The organism is Streptomyces durhamensis, from assembly GCF_000725475.1.
GTDB lineage: Bacteria > Actinomycetota > Actinomycetes > Streptomycetales > Streptomycetaceae > Streptomyces > Streptomyces filipinensis.
The window spans coordinates 1-25,050 of sequence record NZ_JNXR01000004.1; the positions used below are offsets into that span (position 1 = coordinate 1).

General features: G+C 73.1%; 24 protein-coding genes and 4 pseudogenes. 14 read left to right on the forward strand and 14 right to left on the reverse strand.

Features of this window, described 5'->3' with window-relative positions; genetic code table 11:
- Positions 1–616 (reverse strand): maltotransferase domain-containing protein (locus IO33_RS0106005; RefSeq protein ID WP_031161038.1); only part of this gene is annotated, 616 nt, incomplete at its 3' end.
- 107 nt (positions 617–723) lie between these two features.
- A complete protein-coding gene (locus tag IO33_RS0106010; RefSeq protein WP_031161040.1) occupies positions 724–1,023 on the reverse strand; it encodes a DUF5133 domain-containing protein in 300 nt (99 codons plus the stop codon).
- Between the two features lie 326 nt (positions 1,024–1,349).
- Here IO33_RS0106010 and IO33_RS0106015 point away from each other — a divergent pair, with 326 nt between their 5' ends.
- Entirely contained in the window at positions 1,350–1,862 is a 513-nt protein-coding gene (locus tag IO33_RS0106015) for a hypothetical protein (RefSeq protein WP_031161042.1), read from the forward strand.
- Positions 1,859–4,039 (forward strand): glycogen debranching protein GlgX, encoded by a 2,181-nt coding sequence (gene glgX, locus IO33_RS0106020; RefSeq protein ID WP_107069241.1) that lies wholly within the window; start codon positions 1,859–1,861, stop codon positions 4,037–4,039. The genes IO33_RS0106015 and glgX overlap by 4 nt, the downstream gene beginning before the upstream one ends.
- Positions 4,040–4,054: 15 nt before the next feature.
- On the opposite strand, the gene IO33_RS0106025 is transcribed toward glgX, so the two are convergent.
- The gene (locus tag IO33_RS0106025; protein ID WP_031161047.1) at positions 4,055–4,864 is read right to left on the reverse strand and encodes a VOC family protein; all 810 of its coding nucleotides are present in this window, start codon (positions 4,862–4,864) and stop codon (positions 4,055–4,057) included.
- 128 nt (positions 4,865–4,992) lie between these two features.
- Between IO33_RS0106025 and IO33_RS0106030 the strand changes: the two genes are divergently transcribed.
- On the forward strand, positions 4,993–5,307 hold the full coding sequence (locus IO33_RS0106030; RefSeq protein WP_031161049.1) for an ANTAR domain-containing protein: 315 nt from the start codon (positions 4,993–4,995) through the stop codon (positions 5,305–5,307).
- A 78-nt stretch (positions 5,308–5,385) separates the two neighbouring features.
- Here IO33_RS0106030 and IO33_RS0106035 read toward each other — a convergent pair whose 3' ends face one another.
- A complete protein-coding gene (locus IO33_RS0106035) occupies positions 5,386–6,177 on the reverse strand; it encodes an RNA polymerase sigma factor SigF (RefSeq protein ID WP_031161051.1) in 792 nt (263 codons plus the stop codon).
- A gap of 236 nt (positions 6,178–6,413) precedes the next feature.
- On the opposite strand from IO33_RS0106035, the pseudogene IO33_RS49225 reads away from it, so the two are divergent.
- From IO33_RS49225 to IO33_RS0106045, 3 genes and pseudogenes are all read left to right on the forward strand, one after another.
- Positions 6,414–6,533: pseudogene (locus IO33_RS49225) on the forward strand (ABC transporter ATP-binding protein); the annotation flags it as partial.
- 27 nt (positions 6,534–6,560) lie between these two features.
- Positions 6,561–6,698: pseudogene (locus tag IO33_RS52235) on the forward strand (ABC transporter permease); the annotation flags it as partial.
- A 323-nt stretch (positions 6,699–7,021) separates the two neighbouring features.
- A complete protein-coding gene (locus IO33_RS0106045; protein WP_031161053.1) occupies positions 7,022–7,546 on the forward strand; it encodes a hypothetical protein in 525 nt (174 codons plus the stop codon).
- Between the two features lie 44 nt (positions 7,547–7,590).
- On the opposite strand, the gene hemC is transcribed toward IO33_RS0106045, so the two are convergent.
- The 3 genes from hemC to IO33_RS0106060 form a co-directional block, all read right to left on the reverse strand.
- Positions 7,591–8,532: a hydroxymethylbilane synthase gene (hemC, locus tag IO33_RS0106050; RefSeq protein ID WP_191878602.1), complete on the reverse strand. Its 942-nt coding sequence runs from the start codon at positions 8,530–8,532 to the stop codon at positions 7,591–7,593.
- Between the two features lie 42 nt (positions 8,533–8,574).
- Complete coding sequence (locus IO33_RS0106055; protein WP_031161058.1) at positions 8,575–9,555, reverse strand: ATP-dependent DNA ligase; 981 nt, start codon at positions 9,553–9,555, stop codon at positions 8,575–8,577.
- 242 nt (positions 9,556–9,797) lie between these two features.
- The gene (locus IO33_RS0106060; RefSeq protein ID WP_031161060.1) at positions 9,798–10,610 is read right to left on the reverse strand and encodes an EamA family transporter; all 813 of its coding nucleotides are present in this window, start codon (positions 10,608–10,610) and stop codon (positions 9,798–9,800) included.
- A 146-nt stretch (positions 10,611–10,756) separates the two neighbouring features.
- Between IO33_RS0106060 and IO33_RS0106065 the strand changes: the two genes are divergently transcribed.
- Entirely contained in the window at positions 10,757–11,614 is an 858-nt protein-coding gene (locus IO33_RS0106065) for a LysR family transcriptional regulator (protein WP_031161062.1), read from the forward strand.
- Between the two features lie 221 nt (positions 11,615–11,835).
- Here the strand turns inward: IO33_RS0106065 and IO33_RS45820 are convergent, their stop codons facing one another.
- Positions 11,836–12,621, reverse strand: coding sequence for an XRE family transcriptional regulator (locus IO33_RS45820; RefSeq protein ID WP_051926461.1), 786 nt, complete (start codon positions 12,619–12,621; stop codon positions 11,836–11,838).
- 185 nt (positions 12,622–12,806) lie between these two features.
- Positions 12,807–13,382: an SH3 domain-containing protein gene (locus IO33_RS51665; RefSeq protein WP_051926464.1), complete on the reverse strand. Its 576-nt coding sequence runs from the start codon at positions 13,380–13,382 to the stop codon at positions 12,807–12,809.
- 292 nt (positions 13,383–13,674) lie between these two features.
- Between IO33_RS51665 and IO33_RS0106085 the strand changes: the two genes are divergently transcribed.
- From IO33_RS0106085 to IO33_RS0106100, 4 genes are all read left to right on the forward strand, one after another.
- Positions 13,675–14,184: a MarR family winged helix-turn-helix transcriptional regulator gene (locus tag IO33_RS0106085; protein ID WP_037684992.1), complete on the forward strand. Its 510-nt coding sequence runs from the start codon at positions 13,675–13,677 to the stop codon at positions 14,182–14,184.
- 81 nt (positions 14,185–14,265) lie between these two features.
- Entirely contained in the window at positions 14,266–14,646 is a 381-nt protein-coding gene (locus tag IO33_RS0106090; protein WP_031161070.1) for a DoxX family protein, read from the forward strand.
- Positions 14,643–15,110 carry a peroxiredoxin gene (locus tag IO33_RS0106095; RefSeq protein ID WP_031161073.1) on the forward strand — a complete coding sequence of 156 codons (468 nt, stop codon included), beginning with the start codon at positions 14,643–14,645 and terminating at the stop codon, positions 15,108–15,110. The genes IO33_RS0106090 and IO33_RS0106095 overlap by 4 nt, the downstream gene beginning before the upstream one ends.
- A gap of 78 nt (positions 15,111–15,188) precedes the next feature.
- Positions 15,189–17,519 carry an ATP-binding SpoIIE family protein phosphatase gene (locus IO33_RS0106100; protein WP_031161076.1) on the forward strand — a complete coding sequence of 777 codons (2,331 nt, stop codon included), beginning with the start codon at positions 15,189–15,191 and terminating at the stop codon, positions 17,517–17,519.
- 110 nt (positions 17,520–17,629) lie between these two features.
- On the opposite strand, the gene ligD is transcribed toward IO33_RS0106100, so the two are convergent.
- The 3 genes from ligD to IO33_RS0106115 form a co-directional block, all read right to left on the reverse strand.
- Positions 17,630–18,553: a non-homologous end-joining DNA ligase gene (ligD, locus tag IO33_RS43875; RefSeq protein ID WP_078963339.1), complete on the reverse strand. Its 924-nt coding sequence runs from the start codon at positions 18,551–18,553 to the stop codon at positions 17,630–17,632.
- A gap of 88 nt (positions 18,554–18,641) precedes the next feature.
- A complete protein-coding gene (locus IO33_RS0106110; RefSeq protein ID WP_031161078.1) occupies positions 18,642–19,247 on the reverse strand; it encodes a DNA polymerase ligase N-terminal domain-containing protein in 606 nt (201 codons plus the stop codon).
- A gap of 56 nt (positions 19,248–19,303) precedes the next feature.
- Positions 19,304–20,167, reverse strand: a complete 864-nt coding sequence (locus IO33_RS0106115) for an oxidoreductase (RefSeq protein WP_031161081.1) — start codon at positions 20,165–20,167, stop codon at positions 19,304–19,306.
- A gap of 162 nt (positions 20,168–20,329) precedes the next feature.
- Between IO33_RS0106115 and IO33_RS0106120 the strand changes: the two genes are divergently transcribed.
- Positions 20,330–21,214: a helix-turn-helix domain-containing protein gene (locus tag IO33_RS0106120; protein ID WP_031161083.1), complete on the forward strand. Its 885-nt coding sequence runs from the start codon at positions 20,330–20,332 to the stop codon at positions 21,212–21,214.
- 21 nt (positions 21,215–21,235) lie between these two features.
- Here the strand turns inward: IO33_RS0106120 and IO33_RS0106125 are convergent, their stop codons facing one another.
- Together IO33_RS0106125 and IO33_RS49235 are read right to left on the reverse strand one after the other, a co-directional pair.
- Positions 21,236–22,066, reverse strand: coding sequence for an aldo/keto reductase (locus IO33_RS0106125; RefSeq protein ID WP_031161084.1), 831 nt, complete (start codon positions 22,064–22,066; stop codon positions 21,236–21,238).
- Positions 22,067–22,111: 45 nt separating this feature from the next.
- Positions 22,112–23,060, reverse strand: a pseudogene (locus tag IO33_RS49235) (glycoside hydrolase family 32 protein); the annotation flags it as partial.
- 30 nt (positions 23,061–23,090) lie between these two features.
- Between IO33_RS49235 and IO33_RS43880 the strand changes: the two are divergent.
- Both IO33_RS43880 and IO33_RS0106135 read left to right on the forward strand, forming a co-directional pair.
- A pseudogene (locus tag IO33_RS43880) lies at positions 23,091–23,997 on the forward strand (GH32 C-terminal domain-containing protein); the annotation flags it as partial.
- Between the two features lie 57 nt (positions 23,998–24,054).
- Complete coding sequence (locus tag IO33_RS0106135; RefSeq protein WP_031161085.1) at positions 24,055–25,050, forward strand: TauD/TfdA dioxygenase family protein; 996 nt, start codon at positions 24,055–24,057, stop codon at positions 25,048–25,050.

Here is a 25,050-nt window from a genome sequence, read left to right on the forward strand (position 1 = left end):
ACTCGTACCAGGAGCCGAACAGCGCGCGTTCCCGCTCCACCAGCAGCGGCATCGGATCCGAGGCGGTGACCAATTCCCGCAACGGGTACCGGGCCAGGAGCGTCTCAACCTCGGGGGACAGGGCCGCCTTCAGGCGCTCGTGCACCGCGAGGGAGTCGTCGCCGAGAGCCCGGGCGGCGGCGAGGACGTCGTCACGCTCGGTACCCTTCGGCACTCCGGCGGCCGCACGCTCGTACAGCGCCGCGCCCTCCTCCAGCACCAGCCCGATGTCGATCCCGGCCGGCACCTTGACCGAGGCGGTGTGCCGCCAGGTCGCCAGCGGATGACTCCACGCCTCCACCCGGAAGGTCCAGCGGCCCGTGGTGTCCGGAGTGATCTCCGCGCCCCAGCGGTCGCTGCCGGGGGACAGCTCGTGCATCGGTGTCCATGGGCCGCGGCGGCCCTGGGGATCGCGCAGGACCACGTTGGCGCCCACGGCGTCATGCCCTTCACGGAACACGGTGGCCGACACCTGGAACGTCTCCCCGGCCACCGCTTTCGCCGGGCGCCTGCCGCACTCCACGGCCGGCCGGACGTCGCGTACCGGTACACGGCCGATGGCCGGGGTCCTGCGCATGTATCTCACCTCCGCCGTGCGCAAAGCCGGGCACCCGGCCCGGCTTCGCGCTCCGAGACGGGCCGACCGACGTCGGTCCCGTGGGGAACGCCTTGTACGGTGCCAGCTCAGGGGCTTGGCGCCGTGGAACGCCGCTCCGGTGGCGACGCTCTTCTGGCCGCCCGGCGCGACCGCGGCCGTCCGTCCTGCTCGCGCAGGTAGGTGACCAGGTTGGTGCGCAGATACCGCTCGGCGGCGTCCGCGGCCTCGCGGGCGCACCGTTTGCCCATCAGCACGCACAGCGTGTAGCCCGAGTCCTCGAAGGTGCCCCGGACCGTGCGGTCGTGGGGCGAGGCGAGCATCACGCGCTCCCACGCCCGGTAACGCCGCAACGCCCGGGCCACTTCGGCCTTGGCGGGTAGCAGCATTGCCCTCTTCACCCTCCACGCTCTCGACTGGGCGCGTTCCCGACGGTCGGGTGGTGTCCGCGCGCGGAAGGGCACGGCACCGTTACGGCGATCGAGGCTTTCACTTATGGTGCACGCACGACGACGCAGCGTCTTGTTGGACCTTCAACCATGAGTGGTGTCGGGTGCTCATGTTGCACGAATGGCGTAGTGCCCGCACTGTGGATGTGACTCTGAAGCGATCAAGCGCTCACGCTGTGTGTCCGGGTTCTTCTCGGACGAGCATCCGGGATCCCTCCCGGACGGGCGAGGGGAGCGGGAGCTTCGCCGGTGAGGAGCAAGCGACGATGAAGACCGCAGTGCCCTGCTACTACCACCTCGACGTGGAAGTCAGCCCGGAACGGGTGGGACAGGTCAGCCGCATCCTGGCCGCCCACCTCCACTACTGGGACCTGGAGAACCTCACGGCCCCTGTCTGCCGCGGCGCCGAACTGCTGCTGCACGCGATCGACCAGCACGCCACCGACAAACGCACGTCCATCGAGATGTGGTGGAACGGCCAGCACCTCATCACCGCGTTCGGGGACGACGACCCGGATCTGCGCCCCGACCAGGACCTGCGTGCCTGTCTCGCCGACATCGCCGCCATGAGCGACGGCTGGGGCTGCTGCGCCACCGAGAGCGGGAGCAAGATCATCTGGTTCTCGCAGCGTGCCCGCGCCGGCCAGCGCGTCCCCCTGGTGCCGACCGCCCCCGCGCCGACGCTGCGCACGGGCCTCCAAGTACCGCGCACCGAACCGGCCCTGGCGCTGGCCGCGCCGGCGCCCGCCGCCGACGGCGCCCTGGAAGGCAGCCGGTGACCGCCCGCAGACGCAGGAAAGGGCTGCCCGTGTGGAGCGGGCAGCCTTACCCGTTGGGTGCCGCGTTCGACGGTCAGGGCACCAACTTCGCCCTGTTCAGCGAGGTGGCTGAGCGGGTCGAGCTGATCCTCGTCGACGACGCCGGCACCGCGACCCCTGTCCGGCTGCACGAGGTCGACGGCTTCGTCTGGCACGCCTACCTGCCCGGCATCGCGCCCGGCCAGCGCTACGGCTACCGGGTGCGCGGCCCGTGGCAGCCCTCGCTCGGTCACCGGTGCAACCCGGCGAAGCTGCTGCTCGACCCGTACGCCCGGGCCGTGGACGGCCAGATCGACAACCACGCCTCGCTCTACGAGCGGGCCCCGGACGGCCCCGCCCCCGCCGACAGCGCCGGCCACTCCATGCTGGGTGTGGTCACCGACCCGTACTTCGACTGGGGCGACGACCGGCCGCCGCGGACGCCCTACTCGGACTCGGTGATCTACGAGGCCCATGTACGCGGCCTGACCCGCACCCACCCCGAGGTCCCCGAGCGCCTGCGCGGCACCTACGCCGCTCTCGCGCACCCCGCCGTGACCGAGCACCTGACCTCCCTCGGCGTGACGGCGGTGGAGCTGATGCCGGTGCACCAGTTCGTGCAGGACGGTGTGCTCCAGGACCGGGGTCTGTCCAACTACTGGGGTTACAACACGATCGGCTTCTTCGCCCCGCACAACGCCTACGCCGCCTTCGGCACCCGCGGCCAGCAGGTCAACGAGTTCAAGGCCATGGTGAAGGCGCTGCACGCGGCCGGTCTCGAAGTCATCCTCGACGTGGTCTACAACCACACCGCCGAGGGCAACGAGCTGGGCCCGACCCTGTCCTTCCGGGGCATCGACAACGCCTCCTACTACCGTCTGGTCGACGGCGACTGGGCGCACTACTACGACACCACGGGCACCGGCAACAGCCTGCTGATGAGGCATCCGTACGTGCTGCAGCTCATCATGGACTCACTGCGGTACTGGGTCACCGAGATGCACGTCGACGGCTTCCGTTTCGACCTCGCGGCCACGCTGGCCCGGCAGTTCCACGAGGTGGACCGGCTGTCGGCGTTCTTCGACCTGATCCAGCAGGACCCGGTGATCAGCCGCGTCAAGCTGATCGCCGAACCGTGGGACGTGGGGGAGGGCGGCTACCAGGTCGGCAACTTCCCGCCGCTGTGGTCGGAGTGGAACGGCAAGTACCGGGACGCCGTCCGGGACTTCTGGCGGGGCGAGCCCGGCTCGCTCGGTGAGTTCGCCTCCCGGCTGACCGGCTCCTCGGACCTGTACCAGCACAGCAGGCGCCGCCCGCGCGCGAGCGTCAACTTCGTCACCGCGCACGACGGCTTCACGCTGCGCGACCTCGTGTCGTACAACGACAAGCACAACGCGGCCAACGGGGAGGACGACCGGGACGGGGAGAGCCACAACCGGTCCTGGAACTGCGGCGTGGAGGGCGACACCGAGGACCCGGCCGTTCTGGAACTGCGCGCCCGCCAGCAGCGCAACCTGCTGGCCACACTGCTGCTCTCGCAGGGCATCCCGATGCTCTGCCACGGCGACGAACTCGGCCGCAGCCAGCGCGGCAACAACAACGCCTACTGTCAGGACAACGAACTCTCCTGGATCGACTGGGAGCTGACGAATGAACAGCGGGCCCTCACCGACTTCACCCGGCGCCTGATCGCCCTGCGCGCCGCGCACCCCGTCCTGCGCCGCCGCCGCTTCTTCCGCGGCGAGACCGTGACCAACGCCGAACAGCCGCTGCCCGATCTGATGTGGCTCAGGCCCGACGCCCGCGAGATGACCGACCGGGACTGGCAGCGCGACGACGCGCACTCGATGGGCGTGTTCCTCAACGGCGACGCCATCGCCGAGCGCGACCCCTACGGGCGCCGCATGGTCGACGACTCCTTCCTGCTGCTCGTCAACGGCTACTGGGAACCGGTCGACTTCCGCCTGCCCGACCGCTCCTTCGGCGACCGCTGGACGACGCTGATCGACACCGCCGACCCCGACGGCATCCCCGACGAACGCGAACGGAAGGCCGGCACGAGGCTCCGCGCGGAGGCCCGCAGTCTGGTCCTGCTGTCACGTCCGTCGGTGGCGAACCAGCCGTCGCCGGCCCACACGGCACCCCGTCGGCGCGGCTGAGCCCCCTCCGCCGGCTCACCGCCCCCGGCGGGAGGTCACCGTGAACTGCGCGCCGTCGGCATCCCGCAGGATCGCCTCCGTCTCGTCCTCGCTCAGCACGCTGCCCCCGTGCTTCTCCGCCGCCCGGGCACATCCCGGCACATCGCTCACCGCGAAGTGGATCTGCCAGTGCGGCCGTACGGACGGATCCGGTGCCGCCTCCACCGCGCCCGAGTCGATCCGCGCCACGATGTCCCCCTGGCTGCGCAGTACCACCTCGCCGGCCTCGTACTCCACCTCGCAGCAGCCCGGCAGCCCGGACGCCCAGCCGAGGATCTCGCCGTAGAAGATCGCGGAATCGAAGGCGTTGCGGGTGTGCAGCCGCACAAAGGTCGGTGCCGCCCGCCGCCACGCCTCCCAGTTGCCGACCAGTTCCCCCTGCCAGATGCCGAACGTGGCCCCGTCGCGGTCGGCGAGCAGCGCGGCCCGGCCCGGCGGGAAGGACAGCGGTCCGACGGCCGCCGTACCGCCGCGCTCGCGCGCCCGGGCCACCGCCACGTCGGCGTCCGGCACGGCAAAGTACGGCGTCCAGGCGACCGCCATCTGCCACATGGCGGCGACGGCGGCGATCCCCGCCACCGGCACGCCGTCCGCCAGCGCGATACGGAAGTGCTCGCCCAGCTTGGCGCCGCGCCAGCGCCAGCCGAGGACGGCCGAGTAGAAGTCCTGGGTGGCCTCGAGATCCCGGCTGGTCAGGCTCACCCAGCACGGGGCACCGAAGACGGAGTGCGTGGAGACGACGTCTCGCCTGCGCGGTCCACCGCTGACGGGGGCGTTGTGGTTCATGGCAGTCGCGTCCTGCTCTCGGGGCCGGGCGGCCACCGTTCTGGGACCAGTGTCCAACCCGAAGGGGGTGGGGTGCCTGTCGAGTACCCCCACTGGCATCGGGCCAGGCCACCGAGGACGATGGGGGCATGGGAGCGAGCGAGCCGGAACGGATCGTCGAGCTGCAGGCGCAGGTCGACCAGCTGAAGGAGGCCGTGGCCTCCCACGCGGTCGTCGACCAGGCCATCGGGATGATGGTGGCCCTGGGCAGGGTGACCCCGGACGAGGGCTGGGAGGTGCTGAAGGACGTCTCCCAGCACACCAACATCAAGCTGCGCAACGTCGCGGAGCTGATCCTCATCTGGGGCCGGCGCGGGGACATCCCGCCCGAGATCCGCGTCGCGCTGGAGGACGCCCTGGACCGGTACGGCCCCACCCAGGTGCCCGGGGCCTGGGAGCGATGAGTCACGGGTGGGGGCCGAGGCCCCGGGAGTCCCGGGCGGCGGCCGCGGAGACGGTGGCCCCCGTGGGGCCGGCGGGACTCAGCGCACCTCGGCGAGCAGTTCCTCGCGCATCCGCTCGAAGCAGGCACTGAGCAGCCGCGAGACGTGCATCTGCGAGATGCCGAGCTGCTCGGCGATCCGACTCTGTGTCATCCCGCGGAAGAACCGCAGGTACAGGATGGTGCGCTCGCGTTCCGGCAGGGCCTCCAGACACGGCTTGACGGCGGCCCGGTCGACCACGAGGTCGAAGCCGGGGTCGGGCCCGCCGAGCGAGTCACCGAGGGCATAGCCGTCGGTGCCCGCCACCTCGGCGTCCAGGGACAGCGCGGAGAAGCACTCCAGCGCCTCCATGCCGGCGCGCACCTCGTCCTCGCTGAGCCGGGTGTAGGCGGCGATCTCCGCTACGGAGGGCGGGCGGCCTGAGGTGCTCTGGGCGAGCTCCTTCGTGGCCGTGCGGACGCGGTTGCGCAGGTCCTGCACCCGGCGGGGCACGTGCAGGGTCCACATGTGGTCGCGGAAGTGGCGCTTGATCTCACCGGTGATGGTCGGTACCGCGTAGGCCTCGAAGGCGCGACCGCGCTCCGGGTCGTAGTGGTCGACGGCCTTCACCAGGCCGAGGGCAGCCACCTGGTACAGATCCTCCAGGGCCTCCCCACGGCCGCGGAACCGCACGGCGATCCGCTCGGCCATGGGCAGCCACAGCCGGACCAGTTCGTCACGCAGCGCCCGCCGCTCGGGGCCGTCGGGCAGCCGGGCGAGGCGCTCGAAGGACTCCGCCGTGTCGGGAGCGTCATCGTGAGGATGGGGGGACGTGCTGGCGGTGACACGCATCGTGCGCACCCTCTCTCAGGTGCTGGATGGACAGACACCGTGGGAGGGCGCTCGGACCAGGAGGGGAGACCGGGGCCTCCGGCTGTGCCGGTTCCCACGGGATGTGCCTTCTGTCCGAAGCACTGGAGTTCATCTTCCCACTCATGGACATCACAAAACAATTAGGTGCAAATCGGAATGCACGGTGGTGTGACATGTCCGCCGACAGCGGGCTCACCGGCCGGGAGGACGTCGCCGCCCTGCCCACCCTGGAGGACGTCTTCCGCGATGCCGGCGGCAGCGGCCTCGACGACCACTCCGGAGGAGGTTTCCGCGATGTCCGCAGCACCCGCCGTACCGCGCGCCGCGTCGGCTGACGACACCCCGGGCAGCGGCACCCACCTGCTGCTCAGCCCGTCCTGTGGCTGCTGATCTTCGGTCAGACCATCACCCGGATCCGCGCGATACCCCCCGGCGGCATCCCCGGCATCATCGCCCGGTCCGCGATGTTCATCGCGATCTTCTACGGCCTCGTCATCGTCATCGCCGCCCTGCTCGGCGTGGCCCTCCGGTCTCGGTGATGCCGGGCCGGCTGCAGGCCCTCAGCAAGGTCAACCCGCTGAGCGATCGGTCGACGCGCTGTGCGGGCTGCTGCTCGGCCGGCTGGCCCGGTGATCTTGCCGCGGACGTGATGTGCGGCACGCACGCGTCCCCCCGCCGAAGGCGCCGTGAACGGATTCTTCCTGGGCAGCGCTTGATCACCGATCAAAGCGGGCGAACACCCTGGCCACAGCGCATTCTGCTCATTTGACACTGCACTCGGCGCACAGATAGACAGCAGCTCTCGAAGGTCGAGAGGGGCACTGTGTACGAGCCGAACGTGGTCGGGGACTGGCACGAGTACGACGAGCATGCCGGTCTGCGGGTCCGCGTCCACCGTCTGGAGGCGGCCGAGCCGCCTCGCGGACGAGACGACGCCGCCGCCGGGCTGACGTACTTCAGTGTCCGCGTGACGGTCGAGAACCGCGGCGCGCGGCCCCTGGGCATCCACCTGGAGGACGGCCAGATCGACGTCCGGGTCGGCCCCGACGGCGAGGGCGCCTTCATCGACTGGCGCAACTCCCAGTTCATCGAGGGCTTCGACGTCTACCCGCTGCGCCGGGCCACCGCCGTGCTCTACGCCGCCGCCCCCGAGGCCGCCCTGGCCCACGTGGATGTGCAGGTACAGCTGCGGGTGGACGAGGAGTGGGCCGACCGCCGGCTGTGGACCGGCGGTATCGGCGTCCTGGAGGCGACCCCGGCGGCCGCCCCCACGGCCGCCGGACAGGGCAGCCTGGCCCACCAGGTCAGCGCCTTCCTGAAGGACCAGACGGAGCCCGGCACCGCCTGACGCGCGCGGCGGCGCGGCCGTACGGTCAGGGCGCGGCCGTACGGTCAGTGCGGGATGCCGTCGATGATCTCCCGGGCGCCCTGCCGCAGCAGCGCCACCGCGACCGAGGTGCCGAGGGTGGCCGGATCGAGGCGGCCCGCCCACTCGTGGGCGTTCAGCCGGGTCTTGCCGTCCGGCGTGAACACGCAGGCCCGCAGGGACAGTTCCCCGCTGCGGTCCACGCGCGCGTAGCCGGCGATCGGGCTGTTGCAGTGGCCCTGCAGCACATGCAGGAACATCCGCTCGGCCGTCGCCTCCCGGTAGGTGTCCGGGTCGCCGAGCCCGCTGACGGCGTCGATGAGGGCGGCGTCGTCCTCCCGGCACTGCAGGGCCAGGATGCCCGCGCCGATCGGCGGCGTCATCACGTCCGTCGACAGCACCTCGCTGATCACGTCCGTCCGGCCGATCCGCTCCAGACCGGACACCGCCAGCAGCAGTGCGTCCGCCTCCCCGGCGGCCAGCTTCTCCAGCCGGCGGTTGGCGTTCCCGCGGAACGGTACGCACTGAAGGTGCGGGTGCGTGGCGGCCAGCTGGGCCACCCGGCGCACCGAGGAGGTGCCGATCCGGGTGCCGGCGGGCAGCTCGTCCAGGGTGAGCCCGTCCGGGTGCACCAGCGCGTCCCGGATGTCGTCCCGCTTCAGGAACGCGGCGAACACGGTACCGGCGGGCAGTGGCCGGTCGGCGGGCACGTCCTTGACGCAGTGCACCGCGAGATCTGCCTCCCCGGCCAGCAGCGCCGCGTCCACCTCCTTGGTGAACGCCCCCTTGCCCTCGACCTTGGACAGATCGCCGAGCCACTTGTCGCCGGTGGTCTTCACCGGCACCACCTCGGTGCGCACACCCGGGTGCAGCGCGGTCAACTCGGCGCGGACCCGCTCCACTTGGGCCAGGGCCATGGGGGAGTCGCGGGAGACGATACGGATCAGTTCGGGAACCGGCATGCGCACACGATAGACCCACGCGCCCGAGCCGGACTCGACCGCCCGGCCTCAGCCGAGGCCCTCGGGCAGGTCCGCCGCCGACTCCTCGGGCGTCAGATCGGGGCGCAGCCGCAGCCACGAGGGCTGGCGCAGCAGCCCGGCGCGGGTACGGGTGCTGTAGTTGACCTCGCCCACCCACCGCGGCCGTACCCAGCGGGCGCCCGGGACCCGGGGCGCCGGGTCGAAGGGACACCGGCTGCTCGCGGCGTCGCCCAGCAGCCGGGCCAGCTCCCTGCGCTCCGCCTCGCTCCAGCCGGTGCCCACCCCGCCCACGTACCGCAGCCGGCCGGCCGTGTCGCGCTGACCGACCAGCACCGCGCCGGGCAGCCCGCTCAGCCGGCCCTTGCCGGGCAGCCAGCCGCCGACGATCACGTCCTCGGCACGCATGTTCCGGATCTTGATCCAGGCGCGGGAGCGCACCCCGGGCTCGTACACCGAGTCCAGCCGCTTGCACACCAGACCCTCCAGACCGTGCTCCCGGGTCGCCGCGAGCGCCTCGGCACCGTGCCCTGTCACCGCACCCGGCGTCGACCAGTACGGTCCCGCGGGCGCGAGTTCCTCCAGCCGCGCCCGCCGCCGTACGTACGGCAGCCGCACCAGGGATTCCTCCAGGTACGGCACGTCGAACAGCACCAGGTGCACCGGCACCTGCGCGGCCCGGCGGGCCGCCCGCGCGGGGGCGTGCGCGAGGCCCATCCGGCTCTGCAGCAACTGGAAGTCGGCCCGCCCCCGGTCGTCCAGGGCCAGCACCTCGCCGTCCAGCACGACGGGTGTGGTGCCCAGCGCGCCGCCGAGCGGCCGCAGTTCCGGATAGGCGGCCGTGATGTCCTCGCCGGAGCGGGCGCGCAGCAGCACGCTGCCGTCACCGGGCAGATAGACCATCACCCGCTGGCCGTCCTGCTTGGTCTCGTACGCCCACCGCTCGTCCTGGGCGGCGGGCGGCAGGGTGCCGGGGGAGGCGAGCATCGGCGCGATGAGCGGCAGGGGCACGGCGGTCACGGCTGAAGGTCTCGACCGCCCACGGCGGCCTCACGCGCCTTCGGCCGCCGGTTCCCCTGAACGGGCTCCGGTCGGCGGGGCGGTCACGGGTGGCGCAGATGGGCGGGACGGCTGGGCGCGCACCCCCGCGCCGGAGCCGCGCGTCGATGGGCCCCCGCGAACCTGGGCCGGCCCGTGCTCCCGGGCCGGGCCGGCCGGATCGCGGTCCGCGCGCCCCTCGGCCGGCTCCTTGCTCAGGTTCGCGTCGTCGCGATGCTCACCGCGTTGGCCAGCACCACCGCCCCGATGCCCGACCACTCCGCGCCGCCCAGACTCTGCCCGAGCACCACCCAGCCGACCATCGCGGCCAGGACCGGGTTGACGCTCATGAAGAGGCCGAAGGTCTGCGCGGGTACATGGCGCAGCGTCAGCAGGTCGGCGAGGTAGGGCACGGCGGAGGACAGGAGACCGGCCGTCACCGCGCACAGCACCGCACCGGCCGTGGGCGTATGGCGCAGCGCGACGGCGAGGCCCACGGGCAGGAAGGCCAGCGCGGAGACCGTCGCGGCCGCCGCCGCACCCTGCGCCCCGGGGATGCGCCGCCCCACAAGGCGGTTGAGCAGGATGTACGACGCCCAGCAGCACGCGGCGACCAGGCCGAGGGCCATCCCGGTGTAGTCGGCGGCGGGACGCGGCCGCATCAGGACCACGACTCCGGCCGCGGCGAGCAGCGCGCACGCCGCGTCCAGCCGGCGCCTCGACGCGGCCAGCGCGACGGCGAGCGGCCCGAGGAACTCCAGGGTCACCGCGAGGCCCAGACCGATCCGGTCGACGGCGCTGTACAGGGTGAGGTTCATCGTGCCGAACACCCCGGCCAGCAGCAGGACGGGCCACCACTGCCGCCAGGTGAAGCTCCGCAGCCGGGGCCGGCCCACGGCCAGCAGGGTGAGCGCGGCGACGTACTGACGTACCGCCACCACGCCGAGGGGACCGAGGACCGGGAAGGCCAGCGCCCCCACGGCGGCGCCGGTCTGGTTGGACAGTCCGCTGCCGACCATGGCGGCCACCCCGGCTAGCCGCCGGGCCGGGGGCAGAGGAGGGTCCGCGGGCACGGCCGCGGCCGTGCGTTCGAGAGCGCGTCGCATGCCCGCATGGTGTGCCGCCTGCCCTCTTGCGTAAAATGCATACACCATTCGATCTATACGCTTAGCGTATGGATGACATCGACCTGCGGCAGCTGCGCTGTCTCGTCGCCATCGTCGACGAGGGCACCTTCACCGACGCCGCGATCGCCCTGGGTGTCTCCCAGGCCGCCGTCTCCCGTACTCTCGCCTCCCTCGAACGATCCCTGGGCGTACGGCTGTTGCGGCGCTCCTCGCGCGAGGTGACACCGACCGCGACCGGGCTGCGGGTGGTGGTGCAGGCCCGGCGGGTACTGGCGGACGTCGCCGCCCTGGTCCAGGAGGCCGCCTCGGGGCACACCCGGCTGCGGATCGGCTACGCATGGTCGGCGGTCGGCCGCCACACCGTCGCCTTCCAGCGGCGTTGGACCGCCGCCCACCCCGGGGTAGATCTGCATCTCGTCCGTGTCAACACGGCGTCGGCCGGTCTCGGTGAGGGCACCTGCGATCTCGCGGTGGTGCGCCGGCCGCTGGAGGACCGGCGGTTCGACACGGCCATCGTGGGCCTGGAACGCCGGCTGTGCGCGATGGCCGCCGACGATCCGCTGGCCCGGCGCCGGTCCGTACGGCTGGCCGACCTCACCGGGCGGGTCCTCCTCGTGGACCGGCGTACCGGCACCACCACCCCGGAGTTGTGGCCGGCGGACGCCCGTCCCGCCATCGAGGAGACGCACGACGTGGACGACTGGCTCACCGTCATCGCCGCCGGACGCGGCATCGGCGTCACCGCTGAGTCGACCGCCAACCAGTACCCGCGGCCCGGGGTCGTCTACCGCCCGGTGCGCGACGCCGAACCCGTCGCCGTACGGCTCGCCTGGTGGCGTGACGACCCGCCCCCGGCCCTCCAGGCGGTCCTCGAACTGCTCAGTGAGCTGTACCGGACGGCCTGAGCGGCGCGTTCCGCAGCGGCGCGCAAAGCGTGGGGCTTCACCGCCTTCGCCCTGGCCGGAGTGACGTCCATGGTGTGCGTCGGCATCACCGCCCTGCGCTCGGCCCGGTGTCCCGAACGCAGCGGCACCGGGCAGAGGCTTGTCGCCACCGGCTGACCCGCGCCGCGAGCGGCGCCCCACCCTGCCCCCGGGTGCGGTGCGCCGTGCGCGACGGGGAGCCGTCACCCCTGCGCGTCCGGCTCCGCCTCCAGGCCCGTGCACGCCAGCTCCTCGTCCACCTCGGCGCACGCCTCCACGCCCCGCGGCGAGGACACCGAGAGCATGGGGCTGCTGTTCCCGGCGGGGTCGTCCGGCGGGTAGCGGGCCGACAGGACGTCCTGGCCGGCCCGCACCGACACCTCGCGCGCCTTGGCCGACCGCAGCCGCACCTGGGACCAGACGGTGCCGCAGGCCGGCGAGTAGCGCAGCAGGACGGTGTAGGCCGGGCCGCTGACCATGCTCGTGGTCCGCGCGTCCCGCGCGCACGCCGACGCGTCGGGCAACGCACCCTGGCAGGACCGGCCGTGACAGCGCGGCACCGTCGGCAGGTGCTGTGCGGCGGGCGCGCCCCCCGGGCGTTCGGACAGCGTGACGGCGGCGGTCACCGCCGTCGCCGCCCCGAACAGCGCGAGCGCGGACAGCGGCAGCCAGGGCGCGCGCCACGCCGGCAGCCACCCGAACAGCCGCCCGCGGCGCGGCGTTTCGGGCGTGGCCGTGGGCGGGGGCACGTCCGCGGCTTCCCAGAGGGCCAGTACGGCGGCGGGATCGGTGCCGGCGAGGCGGCATAGCGCCTCCACGGCGGGTCTGGGCGGCGGTGCGCCGCCGGACAGATAGCGGTGCCACGCGGACTTGCTGTACGGGGTGCGCGCGGCCAGCGCCGCCAGGCTCAGCCCCGTACGGTCCTTCAGTTCGCGCAGGCCCGCCACCAGTGGCTCGTCCGGCGTGGTCGCTGCTTGGGGGTGCCGCATCGTGCGTCCTCGACTCCCTTTCCGCTATGGGCGTTTTAGCCCCTGTTGCCGGAATGACTTCCCGGAGTGCGGTGACCGCAACACACGGTGAGGTAGGAGGAAGGTGAAGCGCGGACGTACCGAAGGCCCGTTCGGGGGTCGTCGAACGGGCCTTCGGTGATCTGTGGTGCGGTGCTGACGTACCGTCAGCACCAGGGGAGGGCGCGGTCGGCGCGGACGTAGCGCGCCGAGACGTAGCCCCGGTGGTGCGAGAGCCGGTACCAGGTGCGGTTCCCGTGCACCCAGGAGCCGCGCGTCCTGCAGGTGAGCGCCAGGCGCCGGCCCGGGTGCCGGTGGCCGATCACCCGGTAGCCGGTGCCGGGCCCGGAGCGGACGTTGAGCCGGACGTACCGGGTGGTGACGCGCCCGTTGGTGGGTACGACGTGGCGGTACGGCACCCACTGCGCCACGAGGCGGTACCGCAGGCGGTAGGGCGCCGTGAACGGGGCGAAGCGGTAGGCCGAGGTCCGCGGGAGGGAACGGTACGCCACTCCCCGAGGAGTGAGGCGGTGCACGCGGCGCGTGTGGTGCCCGCGGAGTTGGGTGCGGTGGTGGAAGCGGTGTGTGATGTGTGCTCGGTGGTGGGCGTCGTGCTGGACGACGGCGCCGGGCACCGGGTGCTGGGTGGTGGCGTCGGCCGCGGTGGCCCCCGCCGCCGTGGGCAGGAGTGCGAGCACCGCGACCGCGGCCAGCAGCCCGCTCTTGAAGGTCCGTCGGATCATGGAAGCCTCCGGCTGTCGTTCTCGTGACCACGAGCAGTGATCACGACAGCCAGCGTTTCCGCGACCGGCCGCGGCGATGCCGTCCCGCCGTCCCCCGGGACGGCCGGGACGTCCCCTGGGACGGGCCCGCGCGACACAGGCGGCCCATCGGCTCCGCGGCGGGGAGGCGTCCCGCCGTCCGGTCCGTCTCTGCGTACGCCCGGGAATTTACTTGGCTTAAGCAACCAGATGTCAACTCGCGGTATGCCCACGGGATCGCTGTCCGGCATGCCTTGCGCGTCCCCGGAGGTCTATGTCCGGCATGCCTTGCGCGTCCCCGGAGGTCGCCGAGATCGAGCGCGCCCTGACGCGCGTCACCTACCTCAGTACCCGGGCCCGGCAGCACGAGTGGCTGATGGCGCTGGCCGGCGTACCGCTGGACCGGGCCGCGGTGGCCCTGCTGCGACAGATCGCCGACGCCGAACCGCTGCGGCCGGGCGAGCTGGCACAGCGCCTGGGTGGGGAGGCCTCCCACGTCACGCGGACCGTGCAGCAGCCGCAGCGGGCCGGACACGTCACGCGCCTCCCGGACCCCGTCGACCGCCGGGCCCAGCGGATCCAGCTGGCGGACGCGGGCCGGGAGGCCGTCGGCCGGGTGTGCGAGGCGGGGGCCAGGGGCATGCAGCGCGCCCTCGCCGGCTGGCGCTCCGAGGACCTGCGGCAGATGGCGGCTCTCTTCCACCGCATGGTCGACGACTTCCTCGCCTGCACGGTCGACGAGGACTTGGGCCAGGAGGCGGACGGCGCCGTCACCACTTCCTGACGGCCGATCTCCGGGGCGGCAGCGGCACCCCCGCGCCTACCGTCGAGTAATATCCGGCGGCAGGCCACCCCAGGAGGAACCGTGACCCGGTCCGAACGCTCACCCCTGCTGCTCGCCGGCCTGCTGGCCGCGGCCGGGGCCGCCCACTTCGCCGCCCCTCGCCCCTTCGACGCCACCATTCCCCGCCGGCTGCCGGGCCCGCCCAGGGCATGGACGTACGGCAGCGGAGTCCTGGAGCTGGCGCTGGCGGCCGGGATCGCCGTGCCCCGCACGCGCACGGTCGCCGCGAAGGCCGCCGCGGCCTTCTTCGTCGGGGTGTTCCCGGCGAACGTGCAGATGGCCGTGGACTGGCGGCACCGGCCCGCGCCGCTGCGGACGGCCGCCCTCGCCCGGCTGCCCCTGCAGGTACCACTGGTGCTGTGGGCGCGCGGAGTCGCCCGGAGCGAGGAGGGACGGTCATGACGGAACACATCGAGGTCGGGGACAAGGCCGAGGACTTCGCCCTGCCCGACGAGACCGGCACCACCCGCCGGCTCACCGAGCTGCTGACCGAGGGCCCGGTCGTGCTCTTCTTCTACCCGGCCGCGCTCACCCCCGGCTGCACCGCCGAGGCCTGCCACTTCCGCGACCTCGCCGCCGAATTCGCCGCCGTCGGCGCCCGGCCCGTCGGCATCAGCGGGGACAGTGTCGACAAGCAGCAGGAGTTCGCCGGCCGGCACGGCCTCGGCATGCCGCTGCTCTCCGACGCCGACGGCGCGGTCCGTGAGAGGTTCGGCGTCCGGCGCGGCTTCTCCCTCGCTCCCACCAAGCGCGTCACCTTCGTGATCGCCCAGGACCGCACGGTGCTCGAGATCGTCCGCAGCGAACTGCGGATGAACACCCACGCCGACCGGGCCCTCGCCGCTCTGCGCGCCCACAAGGGCTGACCGCTGCGGTCCGGGGCCGGACGCCCCGGGACCGCCCCGCGCTTGATGTGCCGGAGCAATCGGAACATCCTGGAGCATATGGAACATGGCGCCGTCGTGGCGTTCATCGACGCCCTGGGCACGGTGACCGGATGGAGCGAGGGCGCGCGGCGGCTCACCGGCCGCCCGGCCGGGGACGTCGTGGGCCGGCCCGCGGCCGAGCTGCTCGCCGGGCACCTCCCGCCGGACGCGCTCGCCGCGCGTACCGCAACCGTCCGACTGCGCCACCGCGACGGCCACCTCATCGAGGTGGCCCTCACCGCCTGCCCCGTCGCCGGAGCCGACGGGGAGAGCACCGGCTACGTCGTCTCGGCGGACCCGCCCGGCACCCCCCTGGCCGCCGAGGCCTTCGAGCAGGCCTCCATGTCCATGTCGGTCTTCGACCTCCAGCAGCGCTATCTGCGCGTCAACGAGACCGCCGGCAAGGTGATGGGAGTCCCCGAGACCGCACTCACCGGCCGGTTCTTCCCCGAGACCGTGCGGGAGACCGCATACAACCAGGGCTTCCTGAACCATCTCCGCGAGGTCGCCGAGACCGGCCGGCCCATCCGCTACGAGAGCTTCGCCGACGCCCCCGCGCTGAACCGGGAACATCTGTGGAGCATCGAGATGTGGCCGCTGCGCGCCGCCTCCGGCGAGTTGACCGGGGTCGCCATGGCGGCCTTCGACAACACCGAACAATACTGGGCCCGGCGCCGCCTCGCCCTGCTCAACGAGGCGGCGACCGGCATCGGCACCACCCTCGACGTGGTGCGCACCGCCGAGGAACTGATCGACCTCCTCGTCCCGCGGTACGCCGACTTCGCCAGCGTCGGCCTGCTCGACTGGGTGCTCGGCGCGGACGAGCCGCCGATGCTCCCGGCCGGCGGTGTCGTCCTGCACAGGGTCGCCCACGGCTCGACCCGCGAGGGCAACCCCGGCGCGGCCGTCCCCATCGGCGGAACGGATGTCTACGCCCCGGACTCCCCGCCCGCCCGCGCCCTGCGCGAGGGCCACGCCGTGCTCAGCCAGGCCGGAGAGCCCGAGTTCGTCGAATGGCTCCACGAACGCAACACACGCTCACCCGAGGGCCGCCCCTTCCGGCAGGGCGCCCACTCCCTGATCGCGATCCCCCTCCGGGCCCGCGGCACCACTCTGGGCGTCGCGGTCTGCGTCCGCATGGCCCACCCCGACGGCTACGGCCCCGACGACGCCGTCTTCGCCGAGGAACTCGGCAGCCGCGCCGCCGTCTGCATCGACAACGCCCGCCGATTCGCCCGCGAACGCACCACCGCGCTCGCCCTCCAGCACAGCCTGCTGCCGCGCGGCCTGCCCGGGCAGGCCGCGGTCGAAGTGGCCCACCGCTACCTGCCCTGCGGCTCGCTGGCCGGGATCGGCGGCGACTGGTTCGACGTCATCCCGCTCTCCGGCGGCCGGGTCGGACTGGTCGTCGGCGACGTGGTCGGCCACGGCATCCAGTCCTCGGCCACCATGGGCCGGCTGCGGACGGCCGTACGCACCCTCGCCGACGTCGACCTGCCCCCCGACGAACTCCTCACCCACCTGGACGACCTGGTCACCCACCTCACCTCCGACGACAGCGGCGAGGAGGTCGCCGAACTCGGCGCGACCTGCCTGTACGCCGTCTACGACCCCGTCTCCCGCCGGCTCGCCCTGGCCGCCGCCGGCCACCCCGCCCCGGCCGTCGTCCTGCCCGGCGGCACCGCGGAACCCGTCCCCATGACCGCCGGCCCGCCCCTCGGCGTCGGCGGGCTGCCGTTCGAGGCGACGGAACTGGAACTGCCCGAAGGCTCCGTCGTCGCGCTCTACACCGACGGACTCGTCGAGAACCGCGACCGCGACCCCGACGGTGCGCTCGACGAACTGCGCCGGGCCCTCAGCGCGCCCTCCGACTCCCTCGAAGCCCTGTGCGACAGCGTCCTCAAGGCTGTCCTGCCCGACCAGCACGCCGACGACGTCGCCCTGCTGCTGGCGCGCACCCGCGCCCTCGGCGCCGACCGCGTCGCGACCTGGGACGTCCCGCCCGACCCCGCCGAGGTCGCCGTCCTGCGGCAGGCGGCCGGTGCGCAGCTGACCGCGTGGGGGCTGGACGAGGCCGCCTTCGTCACCGAACTCGTCGTCAGCGAACTCGTCACCAACGCCATCCGCTACGGCGAACCGCCCATCCAGCTCCGGCTGATCCGCGACCGCGCGCTCATCTGCGAGGTCTCCGACGCCAGTTCCACCTCACCGCACCTGCGCCGGGCCCACGCCTACGACGAGGGCGGTCGCGGACTGCTCCTGGTCGCGCAGCTCACCCAGCGCTGGGGCAGCCGGCAGACGGGCCGGGGCAAGACGATCTGGGCCGAACAGGCACTGCCCGGCACCTGATCACGGGAACGGGCACCGGGTCCGGCGCGTACTCCGGGAACGGGAGCCGTGCGGCAGGACGCAGAGCACGCCGAGCACGAGCCGGGTACGGCGCAGGAGCGCACCCCGCGTCAGCGCGACGGCCGCTCGCGCACCACGTCCCGGGGCCGTTTGTCCTCGCGCAGCCCCAGGAAGCGCGGATGCCGCAGCATGCCGTCCCTGGTCCACTCGGTGAACGCGATCTGCGCGACCAGCTCCGGCTCCACCCAGCGGGCGCGCGCCTCGCGCACCGCACCCGTGAAGGGCGAGCCGTCCCGGCGCAGCCCGTCCAGCCGCTCCCGCGGCGCCAGCAGCGTCCGCCGGTCGAAACCGGTGCCGGCCTTCCCGGCCCAGCGCAGCAGGTCACCCTCGTAGTGACCGAGGAGCAGCGCCCCCAACCCCACCCGGCTGCCCGCCGGTCCGGTGAAGCCGCCGATCACGAACTCCTGCTCCTGTGCGCACTTGAGCTTCAGCCACTCCGTGGACCGGCTCGTCCGGTACGGCCCGTCGGCCCGCTTGGCGATCAGCCCCTCCCAGCCCCGGGCGCAGGCCCGGTCCAGCAGCTCGGCGCCGCCCGCGTCGCGATGCGGGGTCCGCCGCTGGGGGGTGCGGCAGGACTGCGCCCGGCGCAGCAGCGACTTGCGGACCCGCAACGGGAGGCGACGGGTGTCGGCGCCCTCCAGGCGCAGCAGGTCGAACACGTAGTACGTCATCGCGACCCCGGACGCCTCGATGTCCCGGCGCCGGGTCAGGCCCATCCGCCGCTGCAGCCGGGCGAATTCGGTACGCCCGCCGGTGAACGCGACCACCTCGCCGTCCACCGGGAAGTCGGCACACTCCTGCGCCGCGAGCGCCGCCACGATCTCCGGACAGGTCTCGTCCAGTCGCTGTCCCGTGCGCGACAGCAGCCGTACCCGCTCACCCTCACGCACCGCCAGCAGCCGGACGCCGTCCGGCTTCCGCTCGAACAGCCAGCCCTCGCCGAACTCCCGGCGGTCGCTGAGGGTGGCCGGTATCGGCGCCGCGGCGAGGTCCGGGCGGGGCGGGGCGCAGCAGACGCCGCCGGTCGTCCGGCAGCGTCTCCAGCAGGCCCGGCACCGCGGCTCACTCCCCGTCGGCCGCGACCTGGGCGAGGGTACGTCCGGTGCGCACCGAGCGGGCCCGGCGGGGATCCGGGGTGCCGTGCGCGTCCGACCGGGCCGGCCCCTTGCGCACCAGCAGCCAGGCCTCCTCCTCGTCGGCGCCGCTGCGGAACCGGGTCAGCGCGTACTCGCCGTGCAGTTTGGTCCCGTGCAGCCGGAAGGTGGCGTGCCCGCGTTCCAGGGACTCCGCGAACCCCACCGGGCGCCCCCGGCGGTCGTGGCTGAGCGGCTCGTAGGTGCCGCGGTCCCACACGATGACGGTGCCGCCGCCGTACTCGCCCTTCGGGATCACGCCCTCGAAGTCCTCGTAGTCCAGCGGGTGGTCCTCGGTCGGCACGGCCAGCCGCTTGTCGGCGGGGTCGCTGGACGGGCCCTTGGGGACGGACCAGGACTTCAGGACGTCGTCGACCTGGAGGCGGAAGTCGAAGTGCATCCGCCGCGCGTCGTGGATCTGCACCACGAACCGGGGCTCCTCGCTCCCGGCCCGGGGCTGGTGGCCCGAGGGTTCCCGGGTCCGCTCGAAGTCGCGCTTGCCGCGGTACGTCCGCAGCCGGTCCTCCGCTGCCACGTGCGGCTCCTTCCGTGTGTGCGCCTCCGGGCCCCGGGTACCCCGGGCCGGTCCGTTCAGCCCGCGATGCCGTTCAGCTCGGTGACCGCGTCGCCCGGGAGCACCAGGCCCGCCGCGGCGATGTTCTCGCGCAGGTGCTCCGGCGAGGAGGTGCCGGGGATCAGCGCGATGTTCGGCGACCGGCCCAGCAGCCAGGCCAGCGCGACCTGCTGCGGCGAGGCCCCCAGCCGGGCGGCGACCTTCGCCAGCGTCTCGGACTGCAGCGGGTCGAATCCGCCGAGCGGGAAGTAGGGCACGAAGGCGATGTTCGCGGCCGCCGTGCGCTCCACCAGGGCGTCGTCCTGCCGGTTGGCGAGGTTGTACAGGTTCTGCACGGTCACCACGGGCGCGATCGCGAGGGCCTCGTCCAGCTGCGCCGCGGTCACCGTGCTCAGCCCGAGGTGCCGGATCAGTCCCCGTTCCCGCAGTTCGGCCAGCGCCCCGAACTGCTCGGCCAGCGAGTCGTCGTTCGGCGAGTCCACGTCGCCCACACGCAGATTGACGACGTCCAGGGCCTCCACACCGAGGTTCCGCAGATTGTCGTACACCTGCGCCTTCAGGTCCTCGGGGTGTCGCGACAGGATCCAGCTGCCGTCGGCTCCCCGGCGGGCGCCGACCTTGGTGACGATGTGCAGATCCCCGGGGTAGGGGTGCAGGGCCTGCCGGATGATCTCGTTGACGACCACGGGACCGTAGAAGTCGGCGGTGTCGATGTGCGTGACACCCGCTTCCACGACCGCGCGGAGCACCGCCACCGCGCGGTCCCGGTCCTTCGGCGGGCCGAAGACGTGCGGCCCGGCCAGCTGCATGGCGCCGTAGCCGACCCGGGTCAGGGTCAGGCCGCCGGCCGGGGTGACGGTGCCGCCGAGCTGTGCAGTCATGTCGTACCTCTCAGAATGCTCGGGATGTCCGGGCCACCGCTGTCGGGTCCGGCGGCCTCGGTTCCCACCCTGCGCCGGTGACCCCCCGCCGTTGCAGTACCCCGGCGATCCTGGGAGTGACAGGGCCAGCCACCGCCGCACGGGCGGCCGTACGGTGGGGCCATGGACGGATCGAACGCGCTCGGTGACTTCCTGCGCGCCCGCCGGGCCCTGGTACGGCCGAAGGACGTGGGACTGCCCGGCGGCGGACTGCGCCGGGTGCCGGGACTGCGCCGCGAGGAGGTCGCGATGCTGGCCGGCATCAGCTCCGACTACTACCTCCGGCTGGAGCAGGGCCGCGACCGCAACCCGTCCGTGCAGGTCCTGGAGGCCATCGCCGGCGTGCTGCGGCTCGACGCCGACGCCACCGCCCATTTGGTGGGCCTCGCCCGGGAGCGGCCCGGCTCCCGCGCACGGCCCGGGCACCGCCCCGAGCAGGTCCCGGCGAGCCTGCTGCAGCTCATCGACGGCTGGCCGCGCAACCCCGCCTACATCCAGAACCGCTACACCGACTGCCTGGCCGCCAACGCCCTCGCCACCGCGCTCACCCCGAACTACCGGCCCGGCGTCACCCTCCTGCGTGCCGTCTTCCTCGACCCGGCCGAGCGCGAGCTGCGCCGGGACTGGGAGGACCTCACCGAGGAGGGCGTGGCCGCGCTGCGCTCCGAGGCCGGGGCCGACGCGGACGACCCGCGGCTGCGCGACCTGGTCGGCGAGCTGTCCCTGCGCAGCGAACGCTTCCGTGCCCTGTGGGCCCGGCACGAGGTACGGCCCCGGCGCGGCCGGGTGAGCCGGCTGAGCCATCCGCAGGTCGGCGATCTGGACCTGCAGTCCGACAAGCTGTCCGTGGACGGCACCGACGGACTCACCCTGGTCGTCTTCCACGCCGTGCCCGGCAGCCGCAGCGCCGAACTGCTGGACATCCTCGGCAGCCTCACCGCGCCGCCGAGCGAAGGCGACCGGCACGGGAGCGAGCGGGAACGGCGGGGACGGGCAGAGGAACAGTAGGGCCCAGGCAGGGCGGTCGCCTCAGAACTCCTCGTGCCGCTCCGGGTCCCCGCCCAGCCGGCGCGGCGCGCGGTGCGCTATCGCCGCCAGCTGGCCGGAGTCCAGCTCGAAGCCGAAGACGTCCAGGTTGGCGCGCTGCCGGCCCGGATCGGCCGACTTCGGGACGGGCAGCGCGCCCAGCTGGACGTGCCAGCGCAGCAGCACCTGCGCCGGTGTCACCCCGTGCGCCTCGGCGATCCGCGCCACCGCGGGGTCGTCCAGCAGGTCGCTGCCCCGGCCCAGCGGGCTCCAGCTCTCGGTGACGATGCCCTGGTCCGCGTGGAAGCCGCGCAGCTCCTCCTGCGGGAACAGCGGATGCAGCTCGATCTGGTTCACCGAGGGCAGTACCCCGGTCTCCTTCTCCAGCCGGGTGATGTGCTCCGGGGTGAAGTTGGAAACGCCGATCGAGCGGACCAGCCCGTCCTCGCGCAGCCTGATCATCGCCTTCCAGGAGTCGACGTACCGGCCGACCCGGGGATTCGGCCAGTGGATCAGAAAGAGGTCCACGTACTCGAGGCCGAGCCGCCGACGGGACTCCTCGAAGGACGCGAGGGTCTCCTCGTAACCGTGGTGCCGGCCCGGCAGCTTGGTGGTGACGACCACCTCCTGGCGGGGCACACCGCTGCCCGCTATGCCGCGCCCGACACCCGTCTCGTTGCGGTAGTTCGCCGCGGTGTCCACCAGCCGGTAGCCCAGACCGAGCGCGGAGCGTACGGCCTGCTCGGCCGCCGTGTCGTCCAGCGGCCAGGTACCGAGGCCGATGGCGGGGATCGTCGTGCCGTCGTTGAGCGTGTACGCCGGAATACCGTTCACGATGGGACCTTCCCTCGACTGTGTCGTCCTCCCAGCCTCGCGGACAGGGTGAGCGGTGATCAACCGGACGGGGAGGGTGCCCGCCCAGCCCGCCGTCAGCACCGCCGACGGGTCCCGGGCCTCCCAGGACCAGCCCCACATCAGAGCCCGGTCGGCATCCTGGCGGACCGCGGGCGCGTAGAAGTCCCGGCCGTGGTCCAGCCGGCCGCCGGCCCGGGCCGTGAAGCACAACCCGTCCCGAGCCGCGGTGTCCAGACGGCCCGTCAGATATCCCGTGGAGCAGGGTGCGCCGTCCCACAGGGGACACCACCAGCACCTGCTCGCCGCCGCTCGTCCGGTACAGCTGCGGGCACTCCCAGCCGACCGCCTTGTCGCCCAACGCCTCCGCGGCGACCGGGTCGTGGCCGTCCAGCAGGACACCGGCGAACCGCCACCGGGTCAGCTCCTCGCAGTCGTACAGCAGGACCGACGGGGTGCCGTCGGCGTGGCCCGCGCCGAGCAGCGCCCAGCGCCGGCCGGCGTGGCGGAAGACGAACGGGTCGCGGAACATCACGACGTCCAGCCCGGCGGGCGGCGCCGCGACCACGGGATCGGGCAGCGGGCGCCACTCCACGAGCCGGTCGTCGTCCGGATCGGCCGCGCGGGCCAGGCAGACGGTGCCGAGACCGGCGTGGGCGTGGTCGACGCCCGTGTACACGGCCGTGGGGACGCCGTCGTCGTCCACCACACAGCCCGACCAGCAGCCCGCCTCGTCGGGGCCGCCCGGGGCCGGCGTCAGGGCGACGGGGTCGTGTTCCCAGTGGACCAGGTCAGGGCTGGAGACGTGCCCCCGGTGGACGTTCGTGTGCACCGGCGCGGCGGGGTTGTGCTGGTAGAAGAGGTGGTGGCGGTCGCGCCAGCGGAACGGCCCGTTGGGGTCGTTCATCCAGCCGGCGGGCGGACGGACCCGGAAGCGGGGGGCCGAGGGGTCCGGGGCGGGAGCTGCCAGGCTCAACGGTTGACTCCTGCGGAGGTGATGCCCTCCTGGGCGGACGCAGGCGGTTTCGTCAAGGACGGCATCGGAGTGCTCGAATGCCCCGACCTCTTCCGCATCACCGCCGACGACGGCACCCGGAAGTGGGTGCTGGGCGCGAGCGCGGACGGCACGGGGTCGGGGCAGCCGAACACGTACGCCTGCTGGACCGGCTCCTTCGACGGCAGCGCGTTCACCGCCGACTCCCCGGACCCGCAGTGGCTCGATCACGGCTGGGACTGGTACGCGGCGGTCACCTTCGAGAAGCGGCGCACGGACGGCTCACCGGACCCCGCCGTGCGCTACGCCCTGGGCTGGCTCAACAACTGGGCCTACGCGCACACCACCCCCCACGATCGACGCGGACGGCTTCAACGGCACCGACTCGATCGTCCGCGAGATCACGCTCAAGAAGTCCGTCTCCGGCGGCTACCACCTCGCCTCCGCGCCGGTCGGCGCGCTCGACTCCTACGTCTCCCGCACGGTGCACCTCGGCGACTTGACCGTCGACGGCTCCCGCGTCCTCGACCACACCGGAATCTCCTACGAGCTGACCACCGAGATCACCTGGTCCCAACTCACCGGAGCGGGTGTCCAGTTGCGCCGCTCACCCCACGGCGGGCGGCACATCGACGCCGGGGTCTGGGGGGACTACGCCTTCCTCAACCAGCGCGGCACCGTCAACCCCGACACCAGCGGCGACTGGCAGGAGAGCCGCAGTCCGTTCGACCCGGGTGCCGGCCGGGTGAGGCTGCGCATCCTCGTGGACCGCACCTGTGTCGAGATGTTCGTGGACGACGGCCGGTACGTGCACTCCAGTGAGGTGTTCCCGTACCTGGTGGAGGACCGGCTGGCGCTCTTCGCGGCCGGCGGTACGGCGGTGTTCCGGAACACGGTCGTCCGGGAGTTCGCCGTGTGAGGGCCGGGGTGTCACGATCTTCCGTGGAGGCGGGTTCGGACGAGCACGGGAGCGCGCATGACGACGCACAGGACCACCGCGGATCAGGGGGAGCGGGGCGAGGGAGCGGAGGTGATGGTTCCAGGCGTGGAGGTGAGGCCGGTCGCCGGGCACATCGGCGCCGAGATCACCGGTGTCGATCTGGCCGAGCCGCTGGAAGACGCCGTGGTGGCCCTGATCCGGCAGGCCGTGCTCCGCTGGAAGGTGGTGTTCTTCCGCGGGCAGGAACTGGACCACGCCCGGCATGCCGCCTTCGCCCGCCGCTTCGGTGAGCCGGTCGTGCTGCCGCGCCGCGGTCCGCACTCGCCGCCGGACTTCCCGGAGATCGAGACGACGGCCGACCGGCTGGAACTGGCCGGACGCTACGGCATGGAGCGCGACGAGTGGCTGCACCGCCGTCGGCACACCCTGCTGCGCGGCTGGCACTGCGACTACGGGACCCGCATCGACCCGCCGGCCGCGACCATCCTGCGCGCCGAAACCGTCCCGCCCTACGGCGGCGACACCACCTGGGCCAACCTGGCCGCCGCCTACGCCGGTCTGTCGGCGCCGGTGCGGGCCTTCGTGGACGGACTGCGCGCCGAACACCGGCTGGGCGTGGGCTACCAGGCCCGGCCCGGAGACGACGCCTACGCGCGCCATCTCCTGGACCACCAGGTCGTCTCCGAGCACCCCCTGGTGCGGGTGCACCCGGAGACGGGCGAGCGGGTGCTGTTCGTCAACGGCTACTACGTGGAGGAGATCATCGGCCTCTCCCGTCCGGAGAGCACGGCGATCCTGGAGATGCTGGTGGAGCAGGCGGTACGGCCCGAGTACACCGTCCGCTTCCGCTGGGAGCCGGGCAGCGTCGCCTTCTGGGACAACCGGGCCACCATCCACCTGGCCCCGAGCGACCACACCCATGTCGGCTCGCCCCGGATCATGCACCGGGTGATGCTCGCGGGGGACGTGCCTGTGGGGGTGGACGGCAGGAGGTCCCAGGCCCTCGTGGGCACGCAGGCCGGTCGCTGGTGA